Genomic DNA, 16751 nt, shown 5'->3' with positions numbered 1-16751 from the left:
CGCTACGATTGTCAAGCTATTGCGAGAGCCAAGAGGTGTGGCCGCTCGCGAGAACGTCGTTGTGCCGGGCAAATGGGGCGCTGAGGGGGCCGCGCGGTGCGGCGGGTCGTCTCAGGGGCGGAACCCCCGCCTTATCAAAGGCGCAGGGCGCCCTCGGCCAGCTTGCGGCGCGCCGCCGGGGTCAGCTTGGCGTACTTGTCGCCCGAGCGCACATAGAGCGGATCGGTCACGTCTTCGGACCAGCCTTCGCGCTCCAGATCGACCTTGCGGTACTTGAAGGTGCCGGTGGTGTCCGGCGCGTTCCTGAGCAGGCGCACGAAGGCCGGGCGGGCGTAGGGCGGCAGCTCGCGGTCGGCGTGCTCACCGAAGGCGGCGGGGTCGAACTTTCCGTCGATGCGCAGGGCCACCATGCCGGCCTTGCCCTCGGCCCCCTCGACCGGAACGCCGTAGGCGATGACCTCCTGCACGCCCGGCGCGCCGGACAGCCGCTCGGCCACCTCGGTGGTGGAGACGTTCTCGCCCTTCCAGCGGAAGGTGTCGCCCATGCGGTCGACGAAGTAGAAGTACCCGTCCCGGTCCATGCGCATCAGGTCGCCCGTGCGGAACCAGCGGTCGCCCTTCTTGAAGACGTCCTCGAGCACCTTCTTCTCGGAGGCGGCGCGGTCGGCATAGCCGCCGAACTCGAACTTGGCGCCCTCGCCGATGCGGCCGATGGCCTCGCCGATCTCGCCCGGAGCGGCTTCGCGACACAGGCCGTCAGCGCCCCGCAGCGGCTCGGCATGCGCTTCGTCCATGCGCACCAGACGCACATTGATGCGGCTCTTGAGGTACCAGGGAATGCGGCCGATGGCGCCCGGCTTGCCGTCGAAGTTGAACAGCGAGGCGTTGCCCTCGGTGGAGCCGTAGAACTCCATGATGCGCGGTATGGCGAAGCGTTCCTGGAAGGCGGGCCAGACCTCGGGCCGCAGGCCGTTGCCAAAGGCGAAGCGTAAGCGATGCTGGCGCTCCAGCGGGTGCGGCGGCGAGTTCAGGAGATAGCGGCACAGCTCGCCGATGTAGACGAACATGGTGCAGCCCTTTTCGGCCACATCGGTCCAGAACTGGCTGGCCGAGAAGCGGCGGCGCAGCACCACGGCGCCCCCGTTCAGCAGCGCCGCGCCGACGCCGCACAGGCCGCCGGTGGAATGATAGAGCGGCAGGACGCAGTAGATGCGGTCAGTCTGGTTCGCGTCCGTGGCTCCGGCGAAGGCGCGCATGTACAGGCGCGCCCGCTGGTGCGTGATGCGCGCGGCCTTGGGCAGGCCGGTGGTCCCCGAGGTGTAGATGTAGAGGGCCAGGTCCTTGTTGGTCATGCCGGCCCGCTGCGACCGGTCGGGCCGCACGGCGCTGGCGCCCTTGACCGGGGTGTCCAGGCCGCGGCGCTCGCTGGTCTCGTCCTCGGCCCGCAGGCCCAGCACCCACAGCGAGATGGTGCGATCGGTGATGCGGCCCTTCGCCTCTTCCCCCGCCTCGAAGGTCTCGAAGTCGCAGATCAGGTGCCGGGCGCCGACGATCTTGAGGCAGTGGGCCAGGGCCTGACCAGTCAGGTTGGTGTTCACCAGGGCGGTGACCACGCCGACCTTGGAGAAGCCGATCCAGGCGGCCAGATACTCGATGCGGTTCGGGATCATCAGGGCGATGACGTCGCCCTTCCTAAGGCCGCGCCCCTTGGCCCAGTGGCCGAAGCGGTTGGCCATCAGGTCCAGCTCGCGATAGGTGACCTGGCGGTCCTCGCCGATGACCGCGACGTTCTCGGGCCAGCGGTCCACCGCCTCTTCCCAGTCGTCGCAGACCAGGTCCGTCCCGTCGGGCCTGATGGGCCGGATGCGACGGAACAGGCGCGAGATTCCCTTGATGAAGGCGGTCTCGCGTCCGATGCGCGTGCTCATCTTCATGGCGAAGCGGATTCCCTGCGACTGATCCCCTGAATGGCAAGGCGGGCGGGCGGCGGTCAACCGCAACCGCAGCCGGAGTATGGAATGTCGCACACACCTGGCCCAAAAAACGCGGGTTTCCGACGACTTCCGCCGCCCGCCGCTTTTCAAGACCGAGGCTTTGCGGTTTGATCGCGATCAACGACAGGAGTGTTTTCCAGGGGCGTCGTTTCAGGACCGCCGCGAGCGCGGCCACATAGGGGATCACCACAATGCGCACCTTCACCGCCATTCTGCTGGCCGCGGGCCTTTGCGCCGGCGCCGCCGCAGCCCAGGACTATACGGGCAACCCGACCTACGGCACGGTCAACCTGCGCGCCGGCTTCCAGCCCGACCCGTACGACGTGTCGGTGCGGTCCGGCGGCGGCATCGACGCCACCACCCGCTTCGACAGCTGCCAGGGCTGGATCGCCAACGCGCCCGACGTGCGCCTGAACTACACGGCCGGCTCCAGCCTGCCCCTGTGGATCTCGGCCCACGCCAGCGCCGACGTGACGCTGGTGGTCAACGCGCCGGACGGCACCTGGTACTGCGACGACGACAGCGGCGAGGGGCTGAACCCCTGGGTCGCCTTCGCCAAGCCGCAGTCGGGCCAGTACGACATCTGGATCGGCACCTATGGCCGCAACTCGATCGAGCCGGCCACCCTGACCATCTCGGAAGTCATGCACCGCTGAGGCGCGGCGCATATCTGCGACTGATCAAGGGCGGCTCCGAGCGGGCCGCCCTTTTTCGTGGTGAGATTTCGCCCGGACTAAAGTCCCGCAGTCAGCTTCTCGATGGCGTCGGCGGCGCGATTGAGGGCCTCGGCGGCGCGGGCGTCGCCGTCGCCCGCGCTAGAGGGCAAGGCGGCGGTGGCGTTGAGCACGCGGGCGTCGGCCTCGGCCAGCTGGTCGGCCAGGATCAGGGCCGCCATCAGAAACAGGCGGATCTCGCCCACCTGGCCCACCTCGGCGGCGACCTTGCGCACCTCGGCGTCGAAGCGGCCGGCCAGGGCCGTCACGCGCTGCTCCTGGCCGTCGGCGCAGCCCACCGGATAGGTGCGGCCGTTCACCTGGACAGAGACCGTCGCCATCAGACGGCTCCCTGCTTCATCTGCTCGATCTCGGCGATGGCGTCGGCCAGGGCGGCCGAGGCCTCTTCCGCCGCCTGGCGCAGGGCCGGGTCTTGACCATTGGCCTGGGGCGAGGCGGCGAAAAGGTCGTCTTCGGGCGGCGCGACCTTGGCGGCCTTGAGGGCGCGGGCGCGCGCCTCCAGGGCGGCGACGGCGCGGTTCAGCCGCTGGGCGGCCTCGTCCAAGGATGGAGTGACCGTGGCCTGGGTCATGGCGATGCGTCCAAGGAATCCCGCCAGTTTCGGGCGGCCCTTACTAGAGCCTGTCGGACGCTTGGGGTAAAGCGCCCCTTTCGCGAGAGTCGTCGCTCCAGACCGAAGGGGTCGCCCCATGGCCGCCACGTCCACGAAACCTTCGACCCGCCGCATGGCCGACGCCATCCGCGTGCTGGCCATGGACGCCGTCGAAAAGGCGAACTCAGGCCATCCCGGCATGCCCATGGGCATGGCCGACGTGGCGACGGTGCTGTTCACCAGGTTCTTGAAGTACGACGCAAGCCAGCCCGCCTGGGCCGACCGCGACCGCTTCGTGCTGTCAGCCGGCCACGGCTCCATGCTGATCTACGCCCTGCTGCACCTGACCGGATACAAGGGCGTCACGAGCCAGTCGCTGGCCGATTTCCGTCAGCTGGGCTCGAACACGCCGGGCCACCCCGAGTACGGCCACACGCCGGGCGTCGAGACCACCACCGGGCCGCTGGGCCAGGGGCTGGCCACCGCCGTCGGCATGGCCATGGCCGAGCGCCATATGGCGGCCCGATTCGGCCCCGAGCTGGTGGATCACCGGACCTGGGTCATCGCCGGCGACGGCTGTCTGATGGAGGGCGTCAGCCAGGAGGCCATCGCCCTGGCCGGGCGTTATCAGCTGAACCGACTGACGGTGCTGTGGGACGACAACGAGATCACCATCGACGGCGCCGTCAGCCTGTCGGACGCCACCGACCAGCTGGCGCGCTTCAAGGCCTGCGGCTGGGCGGTCAAGCGCATCGACGGCCACGACGAGGGCCAGATCCGCCGCGCCATGGCCTGGGCCACGCGCCAGGACAAGCCGACCCTGATCGCCTGCCGCACCCGCATTGGGCGCGGCGCCGCCACCATGGAGGGCAGCCACAAGACCCACGGCGCGGCCCTGGGCGCGGCCGAGATCGCCGCCACCCGCCTGGGCCTCGGCTGGGAGCACGACCCCTTCGAAATTCCCGAGGACGTGGCGCGCGCCTGGAAGGCGGCGGGCCGCAAGGGCGCCCGCCTGCGCAAGGCCTGGCAGGCGCGCCTGTCCGACAGCGGCCGTGCGGCCGAGTTCGAGCGTGCGGTCTCCGGCGCCCTGCCCGAGGGCGCCTTCGCCCGGCTGGACGCCGCCATCGCCGAGCACACTGCGGCGGGCACGGCCCAGCCCACGCGCGCGGCTTCGGGCCTGGCGCTGGACGCCCTGTTCGGCCAGGTCCCGGAACTGTTCGGCGGCTCGGCCGACCTGACGGGTTCGAACAACACCTTCGTCAAGGGAACCCAGACCTTTGACGCGCCGGACTACGCCGGCCGCTACGTGAACTGGGGCGTGCGCGAGCACGGCATGGCCGCCGCCATGAACGGCATGGCCCTGCACGGCGGGGTCATCCCCTATGGCGGCACCTTCATGGTGTTTTCGGACTACAGCCGCCCGGCCATCCGCCTGGGCGCCCTGATGGGTGTGCGGGTGGTGCATGTGATGACGCACGACTCCATCGGCCTGGGCGAGGACGGCCCGACGCACCAGCCGGTCGAGCACCTGGCCAGCCTTCGCGCCATGCCGAACCTGCGCGTCTTCCGCCCCGCCGACGTGGTCGAGACCATGGAGTGCTGGAAGCTGGCGCTGGAGCGCAGGGACGGACCGACCCTGCTGGCCCTGTCGCGGCAGAAGACGCCGGGCGTCCGCACCCGCGCGATGCAGGGCAATCCCTGCGCCCACGGCGCCTATGAGCTGGCGCCCGCCTCCGGCCCCGCCATGGCGACCCTGTTCGCCACGGGGACCGAGGTGGCCCTCGCGCTGGAGGCCCAGCGCATGCTTGAGGCCGAGGGCGTGCGCACCCGCGTCGTCTCCGTGCCCAGCCTGGAGCTGTTCCTGGCCCAGCCCAAGGCTTACCGCGACGAGGTCGTCGGCGACGGCGTGCGCGTGGCCATCGAGGCCGGCGTGCGCCTGGGCTGGGACGCGGTCATCGGAACGGACGGCGGCTTTGTCGGCATGTCCAGCTTCGGCGCCAGCGCCCCGGCGCCCGACCTGTATCGTCACTTCGGCATCACCGCCGAGGCGGTGGCCGACCAGGTGCGCGCGAGGCTGTAATGGCTTTTCGCGGGTGAGCCTCGGTTAGGAACGGCTCTCGCTGGTCGAACCGCTCTCGGCCTGGCCATCGGCCCGATCGTTTGCTTCGTCGACTTCGCAGAGTGCCGCATAAGTGAGATCGAACTCGGCGAGTTGAACGTACTCTTCTGCAAGGTCCCTTGCGCGTTCGCAATCCATGACGGCGAGGTCTCTCTGGACCTCGCTGTAAAAGCGCTCGCCTTCGTGCCTACGGCAGCGCTCGGCTGCTCGGTCGCGCTCCTCCTCTGATGAGAGGACTAGGGGCTCTAGGAGCGCTTCGGTGCCATCGGGGTCGGCCAAAAAGCGAGTAAAGCCGACGTATGCACCATTGCGGTTCTTCCCGTTGATCTCCCCGCACACCACGCGTCGCGGTCCCTCACCGCCAGAGTCACCAGGACCTTTTCTAAGGACGCTGCGTCGAAACTGTGCTGACGAGGGATCTATCAGGAGGTCTGCAGCTACCCGTTGGCCCTTCGCAATCGTGTGAGCCTCCGTCCCTGGAATACGCTCACACGCTCCCAATCCCATAGCCACGCACAAGATCAAGACGCTTCGCTGCATGAACCCGTCCCCCCTTGTGGCTTATCTTGAGGGCATCATCCCAAGCACTGCAACCCTGAGGGGTCGCTAGGTCTAGCCGAGGGACATTGACCGCAAGGGCCGGGACGCCGCTGCTTGACCGGCGGGCCTAGGGTGTGCGCCATGAACGCGCCCATGCTCGACACGCCCGCCCAGCCCCTGGACCACGCGACCTGCTACGCCGCCTTTGCGCGCAAGGACAAATCCATGCGCGGCGCCTTCGTGGGCGCGGTGAAGACCACCGGCATCTACTGTCGTCCCGGCTGTCCGGCGCGCATGCCCAAGCCGGAGAACGTCAGCTTCTTCTGGACGACGGCCGAGGCGCGGGCCGCCGGCTATCGCGCCTGCCTGCGCTGCCGCCCCGATGAGGCCGCGCCCGACGACGAGGCCATTGAGCGCGCCTGCCGCCTGATCGAGACGGCCGAGGAGACGCCGCCGCTGATCGAGCTGGCCCGGCGCGCGGGTCTGTCGCCACACCACTTCCACCGCCTGTTCAAGGCGCGGCTGGGCGTGACGCCCGCCGCCTATGCCGCCGAGGTCAGGGATCGCCGCGCCAAGGCGGCTCTGACCGAGGGCGCCAGCATCACCGAGGCCATCTACGATTCCGGATACGGCGCGCCCAGCCGCTTCTACGACAAGGCCCATGCCCGCTTCGGGGCCACGCCCAGCCAGTGGCGCGGCAAGGGCGCGGGGCTGTCGATCAGGGCGGCGACAGCCCCCTGCTCGCTGGGCTGGGTGCTGGTGGCGGCGACCGAGCGGGGCGTCTGCGCCATCGAGTTGGGCGACTCGGGGGAGGCCCTGATGGAGCGCTTCACCCTGCGCTTCCCAGAGGCCGAGGTGGACCCCGGCGATGCGCGACTGAAGGGTCATCTCGAGGCGGTGGTTCGGCTGATCGACGAGCCCGCGCGCCCCATGGACGGCCTGCCGCTCGACATCCGCGGCACGGCCTTTCAACGGCGAGTGTGGGAGGCGCTGCGGCGCATTCCGGCTGGCGAGACCTGGACCTATGGCCGCCTGGCCGCCGAGATCGGCAAGCCGAGCGCGGCCCGGGCCGTGGGCGCGGCCTGCGGGGCCAACCCGATCTGCGTCATCGTTCCCTGCCACCGCGTGGTGGGCTCTGACGGGTCGCTGACCGGCTACGCCTATGGCACGGACCGCAAGCGGGCCCTGCTGGCGCGCGAGGCCAAGGCCCGCTAACCAGCGGGCATGACTGACCAGCTTTCCGGCCTTTCCCGCCTGACCGGCGATTACGACGTGCTGCTGTGCGACGTGTGGGGCGTGATCCACAACGGCTGCGAGCGCCATCCCGCCGCCTGCGAAGCCCTGATGAACTGGCGCGATCAGGGCGGTGCGGTCGTGCTGATCACCAACGCCCCGCGCCCCTCGTCCGACATCCTGCCCCAGCTGGAGGCGCTGAAGGTTCCGCGCCAGGTCTGGGACGGCTTTGTCTCGTCAGGCGACGCCACGCGCGCCGAGCTGAAGGCCCGCGGGCCGGCGGGGGCCTGGGCCCTGGGGCCCGAGCGCGACCTGGCGCTCTACGAGGGCACGGGGATCACGCCCCTGCCCTCGGCCGACAGCGCGGCCTTCATCAGCTGCACCGGTCTCTATGATGACGAGAAGGACGACCCCCAGGACTACCGCGAGGCGCTGGCCGCCTGCGCGGAGCGGGGGCTGGAGATGATCTGCGCCAACCCCGACCGGAAGGTTCACCGGGGCGATCATCTGATCTGGTGCGCGGGCGCCCTGGCCGACGTTTATGAGAGCCTCGGCGGCAAGGTGGTCATGGCCGGGAAGCCCTTCGCACCCATCTATCGCGCCTGCCTGGCCGAGGCTGAGCGGATCACGGGCCGCGACGTGGACCCGGCCCGGGTGCTGTGCATCGGCGATGGCCTGCCCACCGATGTGAAGGGCGGGAATGACCAGGGGCTGGACGTGCTGTTCATTTCGGGCGGGCTGCACCGCGACGAGGGCGAGGCGGCGGAGCTGCTGGAGCGGCACGGCCTTTCGGCCCGCTGGGTCATGCCGGCCCTGAGGTGGTAGGCTCGCCAATTCGGGCGCCCCGCGCTAAATCCGCCCCATGAGCGAGACGGATTTCCAGGGCTACATCCTTGATGAGCTGTCGGTCGGCCAGACCGAGGCGCTGGTGCGCGAGATCACCGAAGACCGCATCCAGCGCTTCGCCGAGGCGTCGGACGACTTCAACCCGGTGCATATGGACGAAGCCTATGCCAGCCGCACGGCGTATCGCGGCCGCATCGCCCACGGCCTGCTGTCGGCGTCGTTTGTGTCAGCCGTGGTGGGCACCCGACTGCCCGGGCCGGGCTCCATTTATCTGCAGCAGACCGTGGCCTTCCATAAGCCCGTGCGCATCGGAGATCAGGTGACGGCGCGCGTCACCGTCATCGACATCGACCAGGCCAGCGCCCGCGTGACTCTCAAGACCGAGTGCCTTGTGGACGGCGAGCCGGTGCTGGACGGCGAAGCCGTCATCCGCGTGCCGCGCAAGCGCCGCAACCGCGACTAGCGGCGCCGTGGCCGACATTGAAATCATCCGGGGCTGGAAGAACCTGCCCGAGCGGCTGCGCGGCGCCGCCGTGGCGCTGGGCAACTTCGACGGCGTCCATCTGGGCCACCAGCGCGTTATCGGCGAGGCGGTGGCCGCGGCGGCGGCCCTGGGCGTACCGGCCGGGGTCATCAGCTTCGACCCGCATCCGCGCCGCTGGTTCCAGCCCGAGGCCGAGCCGTTCCGCGTCGCCTCGGTCGGGCAGGACGCCCGCGCCATGAGCGCCCTGGGGGTCGAGCGGCTGTATCTGATCCCCTTCGACGCCGAGCTGGCGGAGATGACGGACGAGGCCTTCGCCCAACGGGTATTGGCCGAGGGGCTGGGCGCGCGCCACGTGGCGGCGGGCTTTGACATCACCTTCGGCAAGGGCCGAACCGGCTCGCCCGACCTGCTGCGCGAGTATGGCCGCCGCTTCGGCTTCACCGCGTCAGTGACGCCGCCGGTGCAGGCCGGACCCGGCGGGGACAAGCTGTCCTCCTCGGCGGTGCGCGAGGCGCTGAAGGCGGGCGATCCGGCCCGCGCCGCCGAGATTCTGGGCCGTCCCTTCGCCATTGAGGGCGAGGTCATCCACGGCGACAAGCGAGGGCGCGAGCTGGGCTATCCCACGGCCAACATCGCGCTGGACGACTATGTGCGGCCGCGCTTCGGCATTTATGCGGCGCGCATGCGCCTGCCCGACGGGCGCGTGCTGGACGGCGTCGCCAGCCTGGGCGTGCGGCCCATGTTCGAGACGCCCGAACCCCTGCTTGAAGTCTGGCTATTCGACTTCGACGGCGATCTCTACGGCCAGGTGGTGGAGGTGGAGCTGATCGCCTTCCTGCGGCCCGAGGCGAAGTTCGCCGATCTCGACACGCTCAAGGACCAGATCGCCCGAGACGCGGTCCAGGCCCGGCGGGTGCTGCAGGGCTGACGGCCTTCTCCCTTCCCCACCGGTGCGGCCCCTGTTACAGCAACCCCATGACCGTTCGCGACGCCCGCTCGATTTCGATTAGCCGCCCGGCGTAAGCCGTCGGCCAGGCCGCGGCTGCGCCGGGTAAAGCCCACTTCGCCCCGAACGACCATCGAGACCATCGAGTACACCCGCCATGGCCGACGCCCAGACCCCGACCCCGAATCCCGACGAGCCGGACTACCGCTCCACCGTCTTCCTGCCGGAGACGCCCTTCCCCATGCGCGGCGGGCTGCCGCAAAAGGAGCCGCTGATCCTTGACCAGTGGGGCGACCTGTACGGCGCGCTGCGCAAGGCCCGCCAGAGCCGGGGCGCCGAGCTGTTCGTGCTGCACGACGGGCCGCCCTATGCCAACGGGGCCATCCACATCGGGCACGCGCTGAACAAGATCCTCAAGGACTTCGTCGTCCGCTCGCAGTTCCTGCTGGGCAAGGACGTGGACTACGTGCCCGGCTGGGACTGTCACGGCCTGCCCATCGAGTGGAAGATCGAGGAGCAGTTCCGGGCCAAGGGCCGGCGCAAGGACGAGGTCTCCAAGGCCGAGTTCCGCGCCGCCTGCCGCGACTACGCCGCCGGCTGGATCGAGGCCCAGAGGGAAGAGTTCAAGCGCCTGGGCGTGCTGGGCGACTGGGCCAACCGCTACGCCACCATGGACTACGCCACCGAGGCGACCATCGTCTCGGAGTTCCACCGCTTCAAGAACTCGGACCAGCTGTACCGCGGCTCCAAGCCGGTCATGTGGAGCCCGGTCGAGCGCACCGCCCTGGCCGAGGCCGAGGTTGAGTACCACCCGCACGTCAGCCCCACGGTGTGGGTGAAGTTCCCGGTCACCGGCGCGACGGACCATCACGACGACGACCTTCTGGCCTTCAGGCACGCCACGCCCAGCGTGGTCATCTGGACGACGACGCCGTGGACCATCCCGGCCAACCGGGCCATCAGCTACGGTCCCGAGATCGAGTACGGCCTCTATGAGGTGCAGGCGCTGGAGGAGGGACTGGAGTTCCAGCCCTGGGCCAGGCCGGGCGACCGGCTGATCCTGGCCGACAAGCTGGCCTCTGACGTCATGTCCGCCGCCAAGGTGGCGAAGTACGATCGGCTGGGGTCGATCAATCCGTCCGGGCTGGAGTGCGCGCACCCCTTGGCGCCCCTGCATCCCGGCTATGGCTTCTCGGTGCCGCTGCTGTCCGGCGATCACGTCACCGACGACGCCGGCACGGGTTTCGTGCACACCGCGCCCGGCCACGGCGCGGACGACTACGCCGTCTGGCGAGAGCACGGTCATCACGAGGTGCCCGAGACCGTTGATGCGGACGGCGCCTATTTCGAGCATGTCCCCCTGTTCGGCGGCCTCAAGGTGCTGGAGACCGAGGGCAAGAAGACCGGCAAGTTCGGCCCGGCCAACGCCGCCGTCACCGAAAAGCTGATCGAGGCGGGCGCCCTGCTCGCGCGCGGGCGGCTGGAGCATTCCTATCCCCACTCGTGGCGGTCCAAGGCGCCGGTCATCTTCCGCAACACGCCGCAGTGGTTCGTCCGCATGGACAAGCCGCTGGACGGCGACGGCACGCTGCGCGAACGGGCGCTGGAGGCCCTGGACGCCACCGCCTTCCATCCCGAGGCTGGCCGCAACCGCATCCGCTCCATGGTCGAGGGCCGCCCCGACTGGCTGATCAGCCGCCAGCGCGCCTGGGGCACGCCCCTTGCCATGTTCGTGGACAAGCACACGGGCCAGCCGCTGCACGACCCGGAGGTGGACCGCCGCATCGTCGAGGCCATCCGCGCGGAGGGCGCCGACGCCTGGTTCACGCGGCCCGCGTCAGACTTCCTGGGCGTGCACGACCCGGAGCGGTACGAGAAGGTCGAGGACATCCTCGACGTCTGGTTCGATTCCGGCTGCACCCACGCCTTCACCATCGAGGGCCGCGACGACAGCCACTGGCCGGCGGACCTGTATCTGGAGGGCTCGGACCAGCACCGCGGCTGGTTCCAGTCCTCCCTGCTTGAGGCCTGCGGCACGCGCGGCCGGGCGCCCTACAGGGCGGTGCTCACCCACGGCTTCACCCTGGATGAGAACGGCGAGAAGATGTCCAAGTCGCGGGGCAATACGGTCGAGCCCCAGGCGGTCATCAAGGAGTCCGGTGCCGACATCCTGCGCCTGTGGGCCGCCCTGGTGGACTACGCCGAGGATCAGCGCATCGGGAAGCAGATCCTGCAGACCACGGTCGACGCCTACCGCAAGCTGCGGAACACGGTGCGCTATCTGCTGGGCGCGCTGGCCGGCTTCGACGAGGCCGAGCGGCTGACGGACCTTGAGCAATTCCCGCCGCTGGAGCGCTACATCCTGCACCGCCTGTGGGAGCTCGACGGCCAGGTCCGCAAGGCCTACGCCGAGTATCGCTTCCAGGACGTGGTGCGCGGTGTGCTCGAGTTCTGCTCGGGCGACCTGTCGGCCCTGTATTTCGACATCCGCAAGGACAGCCTCTACTGCGACCGGCCCGACGCGATCCGCCGCCGCGCGGCCCGCACGGTGATGGACGAGGTTTTCATGCGCCTGACCGCCTGGCTGGCGCCGATCACCCCCTTCACCATGGACGAGGCCTGGGCGACGCGCTTCCCGGACGGCGGCTCCAACTGCCTGCGCGTGCTGCCGGAGACGCCGGAGGCGTGGCGCAACGACGCCGAGGCGGAGCGGTGGGCAAAGATCGAAGCTGTGCTTGAGGTGGTGAACGCCGAGCTCGAAGTCATGCGGCGCGACAAGATCATCGGTGGTTCTCTCGACGCAGAATCCTTTGTCCGGATCGGTGATCCCGGCTACGTGGCTGCTTTCGAAGACTTGGACGCAGCCGAAGTGTTCCGGACCAGTGGAGCAGCTGTGTCAGCGCTGCCTGATGATCAGGTGGTGTTGGAAGGGCGGAACGTCCAAGCGATCACCCGACGGCTGGAACGCGAAAAATGCGCCCGCTGCTGGCGGCGCATGCCGGACTTCGACGCCGAGACGCGTCTGTGCGGCCGGTGTCAGGATGCCGTGGCGCATCTGAACGGCAACGGCTAAGGGAGCGCCATGAGCCTTTCCCTGCCCCGTTCGGCCGCGATCGCCTATGTCACGGCCGCCGTCGTCATCGTGCTGGATCAGATCACCAAGGCCTGGGTGCTGCACGGGCTTGACCTGCTGCAGCGCGCCCAGATCGACGTGCTGCCCTTCTTCAAGCTGAGCCTGGTCTACAACCGTGGCGTCTCGTTCGGTCTTCTGACCGGCGGCGAGACCAGCCGCTGGCTGCTGTCGCTGTTCTCGGTGGGGGTGGCCATCGCCCTGGCCGTGTGGGTCTGGCGGCCCCAGCCGCTGAAGACGGTGCACACGGGGCCGGCGCGGTTCCTGAACGAGCTGTTCGCCCTGGCCGTCGGCCTGATCATGGGCGGAGCGCTGGGCAACGTCATCGACCGGGTTCGCGTCGGGGCCGTGATCGACTTCCTCGACTTCTCGGCCCTGCGCTTTCCGTGGGTGTTCAATGTGGCCGACAGCGCCATCACCGTCGGCGTGATCCTGCTCATCGTCGACTCCTTCTTCCTGCGGCGCGGCGACCCGGTTGGCGTCGAGCCCGGAACGCGGTAACACCTGATCTCTTCGCCGCGCCCGAGGGCTGGGGCCGGCGACCTGGAGTCTGAAATGAAGCTTCGCGCCTTTTCGACCGTGGCCGTCATCGGCGCCGCCAGCCTGGCGGCCTCGGGCTGCAACACCCTTCGCGACCAGATGGGCGTGAGCAAGATCACGCCGGACGAGTTCCTGGTCGTGTCGACCGCGCCCCTGACCCTGCCGCCGGAATACGGCCTGACGCCGCCGCGTCCGGGCCAGCCGCGCCCGCAGGAGCTGGCCCCCGAGAGCGAGGCCCGTCAGGTGCTGCTGGGCCAGCGCGCCGCCGCTGAACGCTCGGCCGCCGAGAGCGCCCTGGCCAGCCAGGCCGGCGCCGACCGCGCCGATCCCCTGGCCCGCTTCGTCATCGATGACGAGGTCGGCGACCTGGCCCACAAGCAGGAATCCTTCGCCGACCGCCTGATGTTCTGGCGCCGGGGCGACCCGTCCACCCAGAGCGCCACCAGCACGGCGGCGCCCGGCGGCGGCACCCTGGTCATCGACCCCGCTTCGGAAGCCGAGCGCCTGCGCGCCCTGACCGGCGGCCGCGACGTGGTCATCCGCCGTTCGGAAGGCGGCATCAAGCTGCCGGGCATGTAGGGCCAGGCTTCAGCGCCTATTTATCAACGGCCGTCGGGGCGACCCGGCGGCCGTTTCCGTTACGGGACCGGGCCTGATCCGCTAGGCTCTGGTCCCGAGCTCCCTGAGTCGCCATGCCCATCCGCCGCCTGCCCCCCGAGGTCGTCAACCGCATCGCCGCCGGCGAGGTGGTCGAGCGCCCGGCCAGCGCGGTCAAGGAGCTGGTCGAGAACGCCCTGGACGCCGGGGCGACCCGCATCGAGGTGCAGGTGGACGGCGGCGGCCTGTCGCGCATCCTGGTGGCCGACGACGGCAAGGGCATGGGCCCCGACGAGCTGCCGCTGGCGGTCGAGCGCCACGCCACCTCCAAGCTGGAGCCGGACGACGCCGGCGACGTGGACCTGCTGCGCATCGGCTCGCTGGGCTTTCGGGGCGAGGCCCTGCCCTCCATCGGCTCGGTGGCCCGGCTGACCCTGACCTCGCGCACGGCGGGCGGCGAGGGCCATGCCTTGCGCATCGAAGGCGGCGCGGTCGGGCGGGTCGGCCCCGCGCCCTTCCCCGGCCCGCACGGCGCGCGGGTCGAGGTGCGCGACCTATTCTACGCCACGCCCGCGCGGCTGAAGTTCATGAAGTCCGAGCGCGCCGAGGCCATGGCCGTGACCGAGGAGATCAAACGCCAGGCCATGGCCCATCCGACCGTGGCCTTCACGCTCGAGCTGGACGGCAAGACCATCCTGCGCCTGCCGGCGGAGCCGCACGGTCACGACGGCCGTCTGGCGCGGCTTGAGGCGGTCCTGGGCCGCGCCTTCTCCGAGAACGCCGTCCTCATCGATCAGGCGCGCGAGGGCCTGCTGCTGACGGGCTATGCGGGCCTGCCGACCTTTTCCAGGGGCAACGGCGCCCACCAGTACCTGTTCGTCAACGGCCGCCCGGTGCGCGACCGCCTGCTGCAGGGGGCGCTGAGGGGGGCATACGCCGACTTCCTGGCGCGGGACCGGCACCCGGTGGCGGCCCTCTATCTGGACGTCGATCCCCTGTCGGTGGATGTGAACGTGCATCCGGCCAAGGCCGAGGTGCGCTTCCGCGACCCGGCCCTGGTGCGCGGCCTGATCGTGGGCGGGCTGAAGCACGCCCTGGCGGCGGAGGCCAATCGCGCCTCGACCACCACGGCCCAGGCGGCCCTGGCCGGCTTCGCGCCCCGGGGCGCCCCGGCATGGCGCCCGGCCCAACCGTCCGCGTCGGGCTACAGCGGCTGGACCGGCTGGAGCGCGCCGCCTGCCTCCACATCCAGCCTGCCCGGCGTGGCCGAGGTCAGCGCCCGCATGGAGGTGGAGGTCGAGTATGCGCCCTCGGTCCCCGCCCCCGAGGATCGCCCCCTTCAGGACTTTCCGCTGGGCGCCGCGCGGGCCCAGATCCACGAGACCTACATCCTGGCTCAAACGCGGGACGGCTTCGTCCTGGTGGACCAGCACGCCGCGCACGAGCGCCTTGTCTATGAGCGGATCAAGACGCAACAGGCCGAGGGACGGGTGGCGCGGCAGGCTCTGCTGACGCCCGAGATCGTGCAGCTGGAGCCCGCCGAGGCGGCGCGCCTGGCCGACGCGGCGGATGAGCTGGCGGGGCTGGGTTTGGTCATCGAGCCCTTCGGCGGCGACGCGGTGCTGGTGCGCGAGACCCCGGCGGCGCTGGGCGAGTTCGACATCGCCGGAATGGTTCGCGACATCGCCGATGATCTGGCCGAAACGGGCAAGGCCCTGTCCCTGCCCGAGCGGCTGGCCGAGGTGGGGGCGGACCACGCCTGCCGCCACTCCATCCGCGCGGGCCGCCGGCTGACGGCGGAGGAGATGAACGCCCTGCTGCGCCAGATGGAGGCCACGCCCCACTCTGGCCAGTGCAATCACGGCCGCCCCACCTATGTGGAGCTCAAGCTGGCCGATATCGAACGGCTGTTCGGGCGGCGCTAGAGCGCCTCCACCACGCCCCCCGCGCGGCCGCCCGAGACCACCTCGCCGCCGGCGATGGCGTAGATGACGCCGCCCACCTCGCCCGCCGCCAGCCCATGACGCGGCGTGCGCATGTCCGGGCCGCGCTCCCACACGTCCCTGGCCGGGTCATAGATCCAGGTTTCGGGAAAGACCCCGCCGCCCTGCCCTGAGAACCACTCGCCACCGAAGGCGACCAGCTTGCCGCCCCGCGCCGCCATGGCGAGGCCCCCGCCCACCTGCTGGCCGCCGGGCGAGCGGGGAATGGGCGCCAGCGTATCCCAGCGGTCGCCGCCCGGATCATAGCGGTCCAGCCGTCCCGTCCCTCCGCCGTTCACCGTACGCCCGCCCGCGACCCAGAAGGCGCCGTCCAGCACCGCGCCCGCCGCGCTGTTCCTGGCCATGGGATTGGGCCGGGCCGTCTCCCACCGGCCGGCGGCAGGATCAAAGACCCAGTGCACGTCCACGTCGCCCTGGTCCTGCCACTGGGCGTTGGCGGCGCCGATGGGCGAGCGGCCCGTGGCCAGGTGGACGCGGCCGTTCAGGCCCACGCCCACCGTCTCGCACAGGGGTCCGGGCATGGCCGGGGCCGGGGTCCAGCCCGCGTCCGTCAGCTCCCAGGCCGTATTGGTGGCGGTCCAGTCGCCCTGGCCGCGCCGGTAGCCGCCGAAGGCGAACAGCCGCCCCGCCGCCTCGACGATCATGGGGTGGTGCCGCGCCTCGGGCAGGCGCGGGCCTTCGTTCCACGCGTCGGCGGCGGGGTCGTAGAGGCCGGTGCGGTCCTCGATGCGCAGGCCTTGGGCCCCGCGCGCCAGGCCGCCCGCCGTGACGATGCGGCCCCGGTGCACGGCGGCGTATATCTCCTGCACGGTCCAGGGCAGGGACGCGCGAGGGCGCCAGCCTTCTTGCGCGCAGGCGGCGCCGGGCAGGGCCAGGGCCGCGCCCGAGGCGATCATCATCTGGCGGCGGTCCAGCATGGCTTCCTCGTTCGCAGCGGCCAAGCTAAAGGAAAGCGGCAAACCCAACGGGAAGTCCATGTCCGAGATTGCGCGA

15 protein-coding genes are annotated in these 16751 nt (G+C 70.4%); 10 read left to right on the top strand and 5 right to left on the bottom strand.

Annotation, left to right across the window (positions count from 1 at the left end; genetic code table 11):
- Positions 1-134 precede the first annotated feature (134 nt).
- The gene (locus tag Q0812_RS00965) at positions 135-1934 is read right to left on the bottom strand and encodes a long-chain-acyl-CoA synthetase (RefSeq protein WP_302108421.1); all 1800 of its coding nucleotides are present in this window, start codon (positions 1932-1934) and stop codon (positions 135-137) included.
- A gap of 251 nt (positions 1935-2185) precedes the next feature.
- Between Q0812_RS00965 and Q0812_RS00960 the strand changes: the two genes are divergently transcribed.
- Complete coding sequence (locus Q0812_RS00960; RefSeq protein ID WP_302108420.1) at positions 2186-2650, top strand: peptidase S1; 465 nt, start codon at positions 2186-2188, stop codon at positions 2648-2650.
- A 77-nt stretch (positions 2651-2727) separates the two neighbouring features.
- On the opposite strand, the gene Q0812_RS00955 is transcribed toward Q0812_RS00960, so the two are convergent.
- Positions 2728-3048 carry a cell division protein ZapA gene (locus Q0812_RS00955; RefSeq protein ID WP_302108419.1) on the bottom strand — a complete coding sequence of 107 codons (321 nt, stop codon included), beginning with the start codon at positions 3046-3048 and terminating at the stop codon, positions 2728-2730.
- Complete coding sequence (locus tag Q0812_RS00950) at positions 3048-3299, bottom strand: hypothetical protein (protein ID WP_302108418.1); 252 nt, start codon at positions 3297-3299, stop codon at positions 3048-3050. Before Q0812_RS00950 ends, Q0812_RS00955 begins: the two co-directional genes overlap by 1 nt.
- A gap of 118 nt (positions 3300-3417) precedes the next feature.
- Between Q0812_RS00950 and tkt the strand changes: the two genes are divergently transcribed.
- The gene (tkt, locus tag Q0812_RS00945; RefSeq protein WP_302108417.1) at positions 3418-5400 is read left to right on the top strand and encodes a transketolase; all 1983 of its coding nucleotides are present in this window, start codon (positions 3418-3420) and stop codon (positions 5398-5400) included.
- Between the two features lie 24 nt (positions 5401-5424).
- On the opposite strand, the gene Q0812_RS00940 is transcribed toward tkt, so the two are convergent.
- On the bottom strand, positions 5425-5778 hold the full coding sequence (locus Q0812_RS00940; protein ID WP_302108416.1) for a hypothetical protein: 354 nt from the start codon (positions 5776-5778) through the stop codon (positions 5425-5427).
- A 342-nt stretch (positions 5779-6120) separates the two neighbouring features.
- Here Q0812_RS00940 and ada point away from each other — a divergent pair, with 342 nt between their 5' ends.
- The 8 genes from ada to mutL all read left to right on the top strand — a co-directional run bounded on the left by ada (position 6121) and on the right by mutL (position 15680).
- Positions 6121-7194, top strand: coding sequence for a bifunctional DNA-binding transcriptional regulator/O6-methylguanine-DNA methyltransferase Ada (gene ada, locus Q0812_RS00935; protein ID WP_302108415.1), 1074 nt, complete (start codon positions 6121-6123; stop codon positions 7192-7194).
- Positions 7195-7203: 9 nt separating this feature from the next.
- Positions 7204-8037, top strand: a complete 834-nt coding sequence (locus Q0812_RS00930; RefSeq protein WP_302108414.1) for a TIGR01459 family HAD-type hydrolase — start codon at positions 7204-7206, stop codon at positions 8035-8037.
- 37 nt (positions 8038-8074) lie between these two features.
- A complete protein-coding gene (locus tag Q0812_RS00925; protein WP_302108413.1) occupies positions 8075-8521 on the top strand; it encodes a MaoC family dehydratase in 447 nt (148 codons plus the stop codon).
- Between the two features lie 7 nt (positions 8522-8528).
- Positions 8529-9470 (top strand): bifunctional riboflavin kinase/FAD synthetase, encoded by a 942-nt coding sequence (locus Q0812_RS00920; protein ID WP_302108412.1) that lies wholly within the window; start codon positions 8529-8531, stop codon positions 9468-9470.
- A 175-nt stretch (positions 9471-9645) separates the two neighbouring features.
- The gene (ileS, locus tag Q0812_RS00915) at positions 9646-12561 is read left to right on the top strand and encodes an isoleucine--tRNA ligase (protein ID WP_302108411.1); all 2916 of its coding nucleotides are present in this window, start codon (positions 9646-9648) and stop codon (positions 12559-12561) included.
- Positions 12562-12570: 9 nt separating this feature from the next.
- Positions 12571-13119 carry a signal peptidase II gene (gene lspA / locus Q0812_RS00910; protein WP_302108410.1) on the top strand — a complete coding sequence of 183 codons (549 nt, stop codon included), beginning with the start codon at positions 12571-12573 and terminating at the stop codon, positions 13117-13119.
- A gap of 54 nt (positions 13120-13173) precedes the next feature.
- Positions 13174-13737, top strand: a complete 564-nt coding sequence (locus tag Q0812_RS00905; RefSeq protein WP_302108409.1) for a DUF3035 domain-containing protein — start codon at positions 13174-13176, stop codon at positions 13735-13737.
- A 113-nt stretch (positions 13738-13850) separates the two neighbouring features.
- Positions 13851-15680, top strand: coding sequence for a DNA mismatch repair endonuclease MutL (mutL, locus tag Q0812_RS00900; protein WP_302108408.1), 1830 nt, complete (start codon positions 13851-13853; stop codon positions 15678-15680).
- Here mutL and Q0812_RS00895 read toward each other — a convergent pair.
- Positions 15677-16699 carry a Kelch repeat-containing protein gene (locus tag Q0812_RS00895; protein ID WP_302108407.1) on the bottom strand — a complete coding sequence of 341 codons (1023 nt, stop codon included), beginning with the start codon at positions 16697-16699 and terminating at the stop codon, positions 15677-15679. The genes mutL and Q0812_RS00895 overlap by 4 nt on opposite strands.
- Between the last annotated feature and the right edge of the window lie 52 nt (positions 16700-16751).

Origin of the sequence: Peiella sedimenti (genome assembly GCF_030504955.1) — a bacterium.
Lineage (GTDB): Bacteria > Pseudomonadota > Alphaproteobacteria > Caulobacterales > Caulobacteraceae > Brevundimonas > Brevundimonas sedimenti.
Note: the sequence above shows the minus strand (reverse complement) of the source record. Positions and strands in the feature narration are given on the sequence as shown.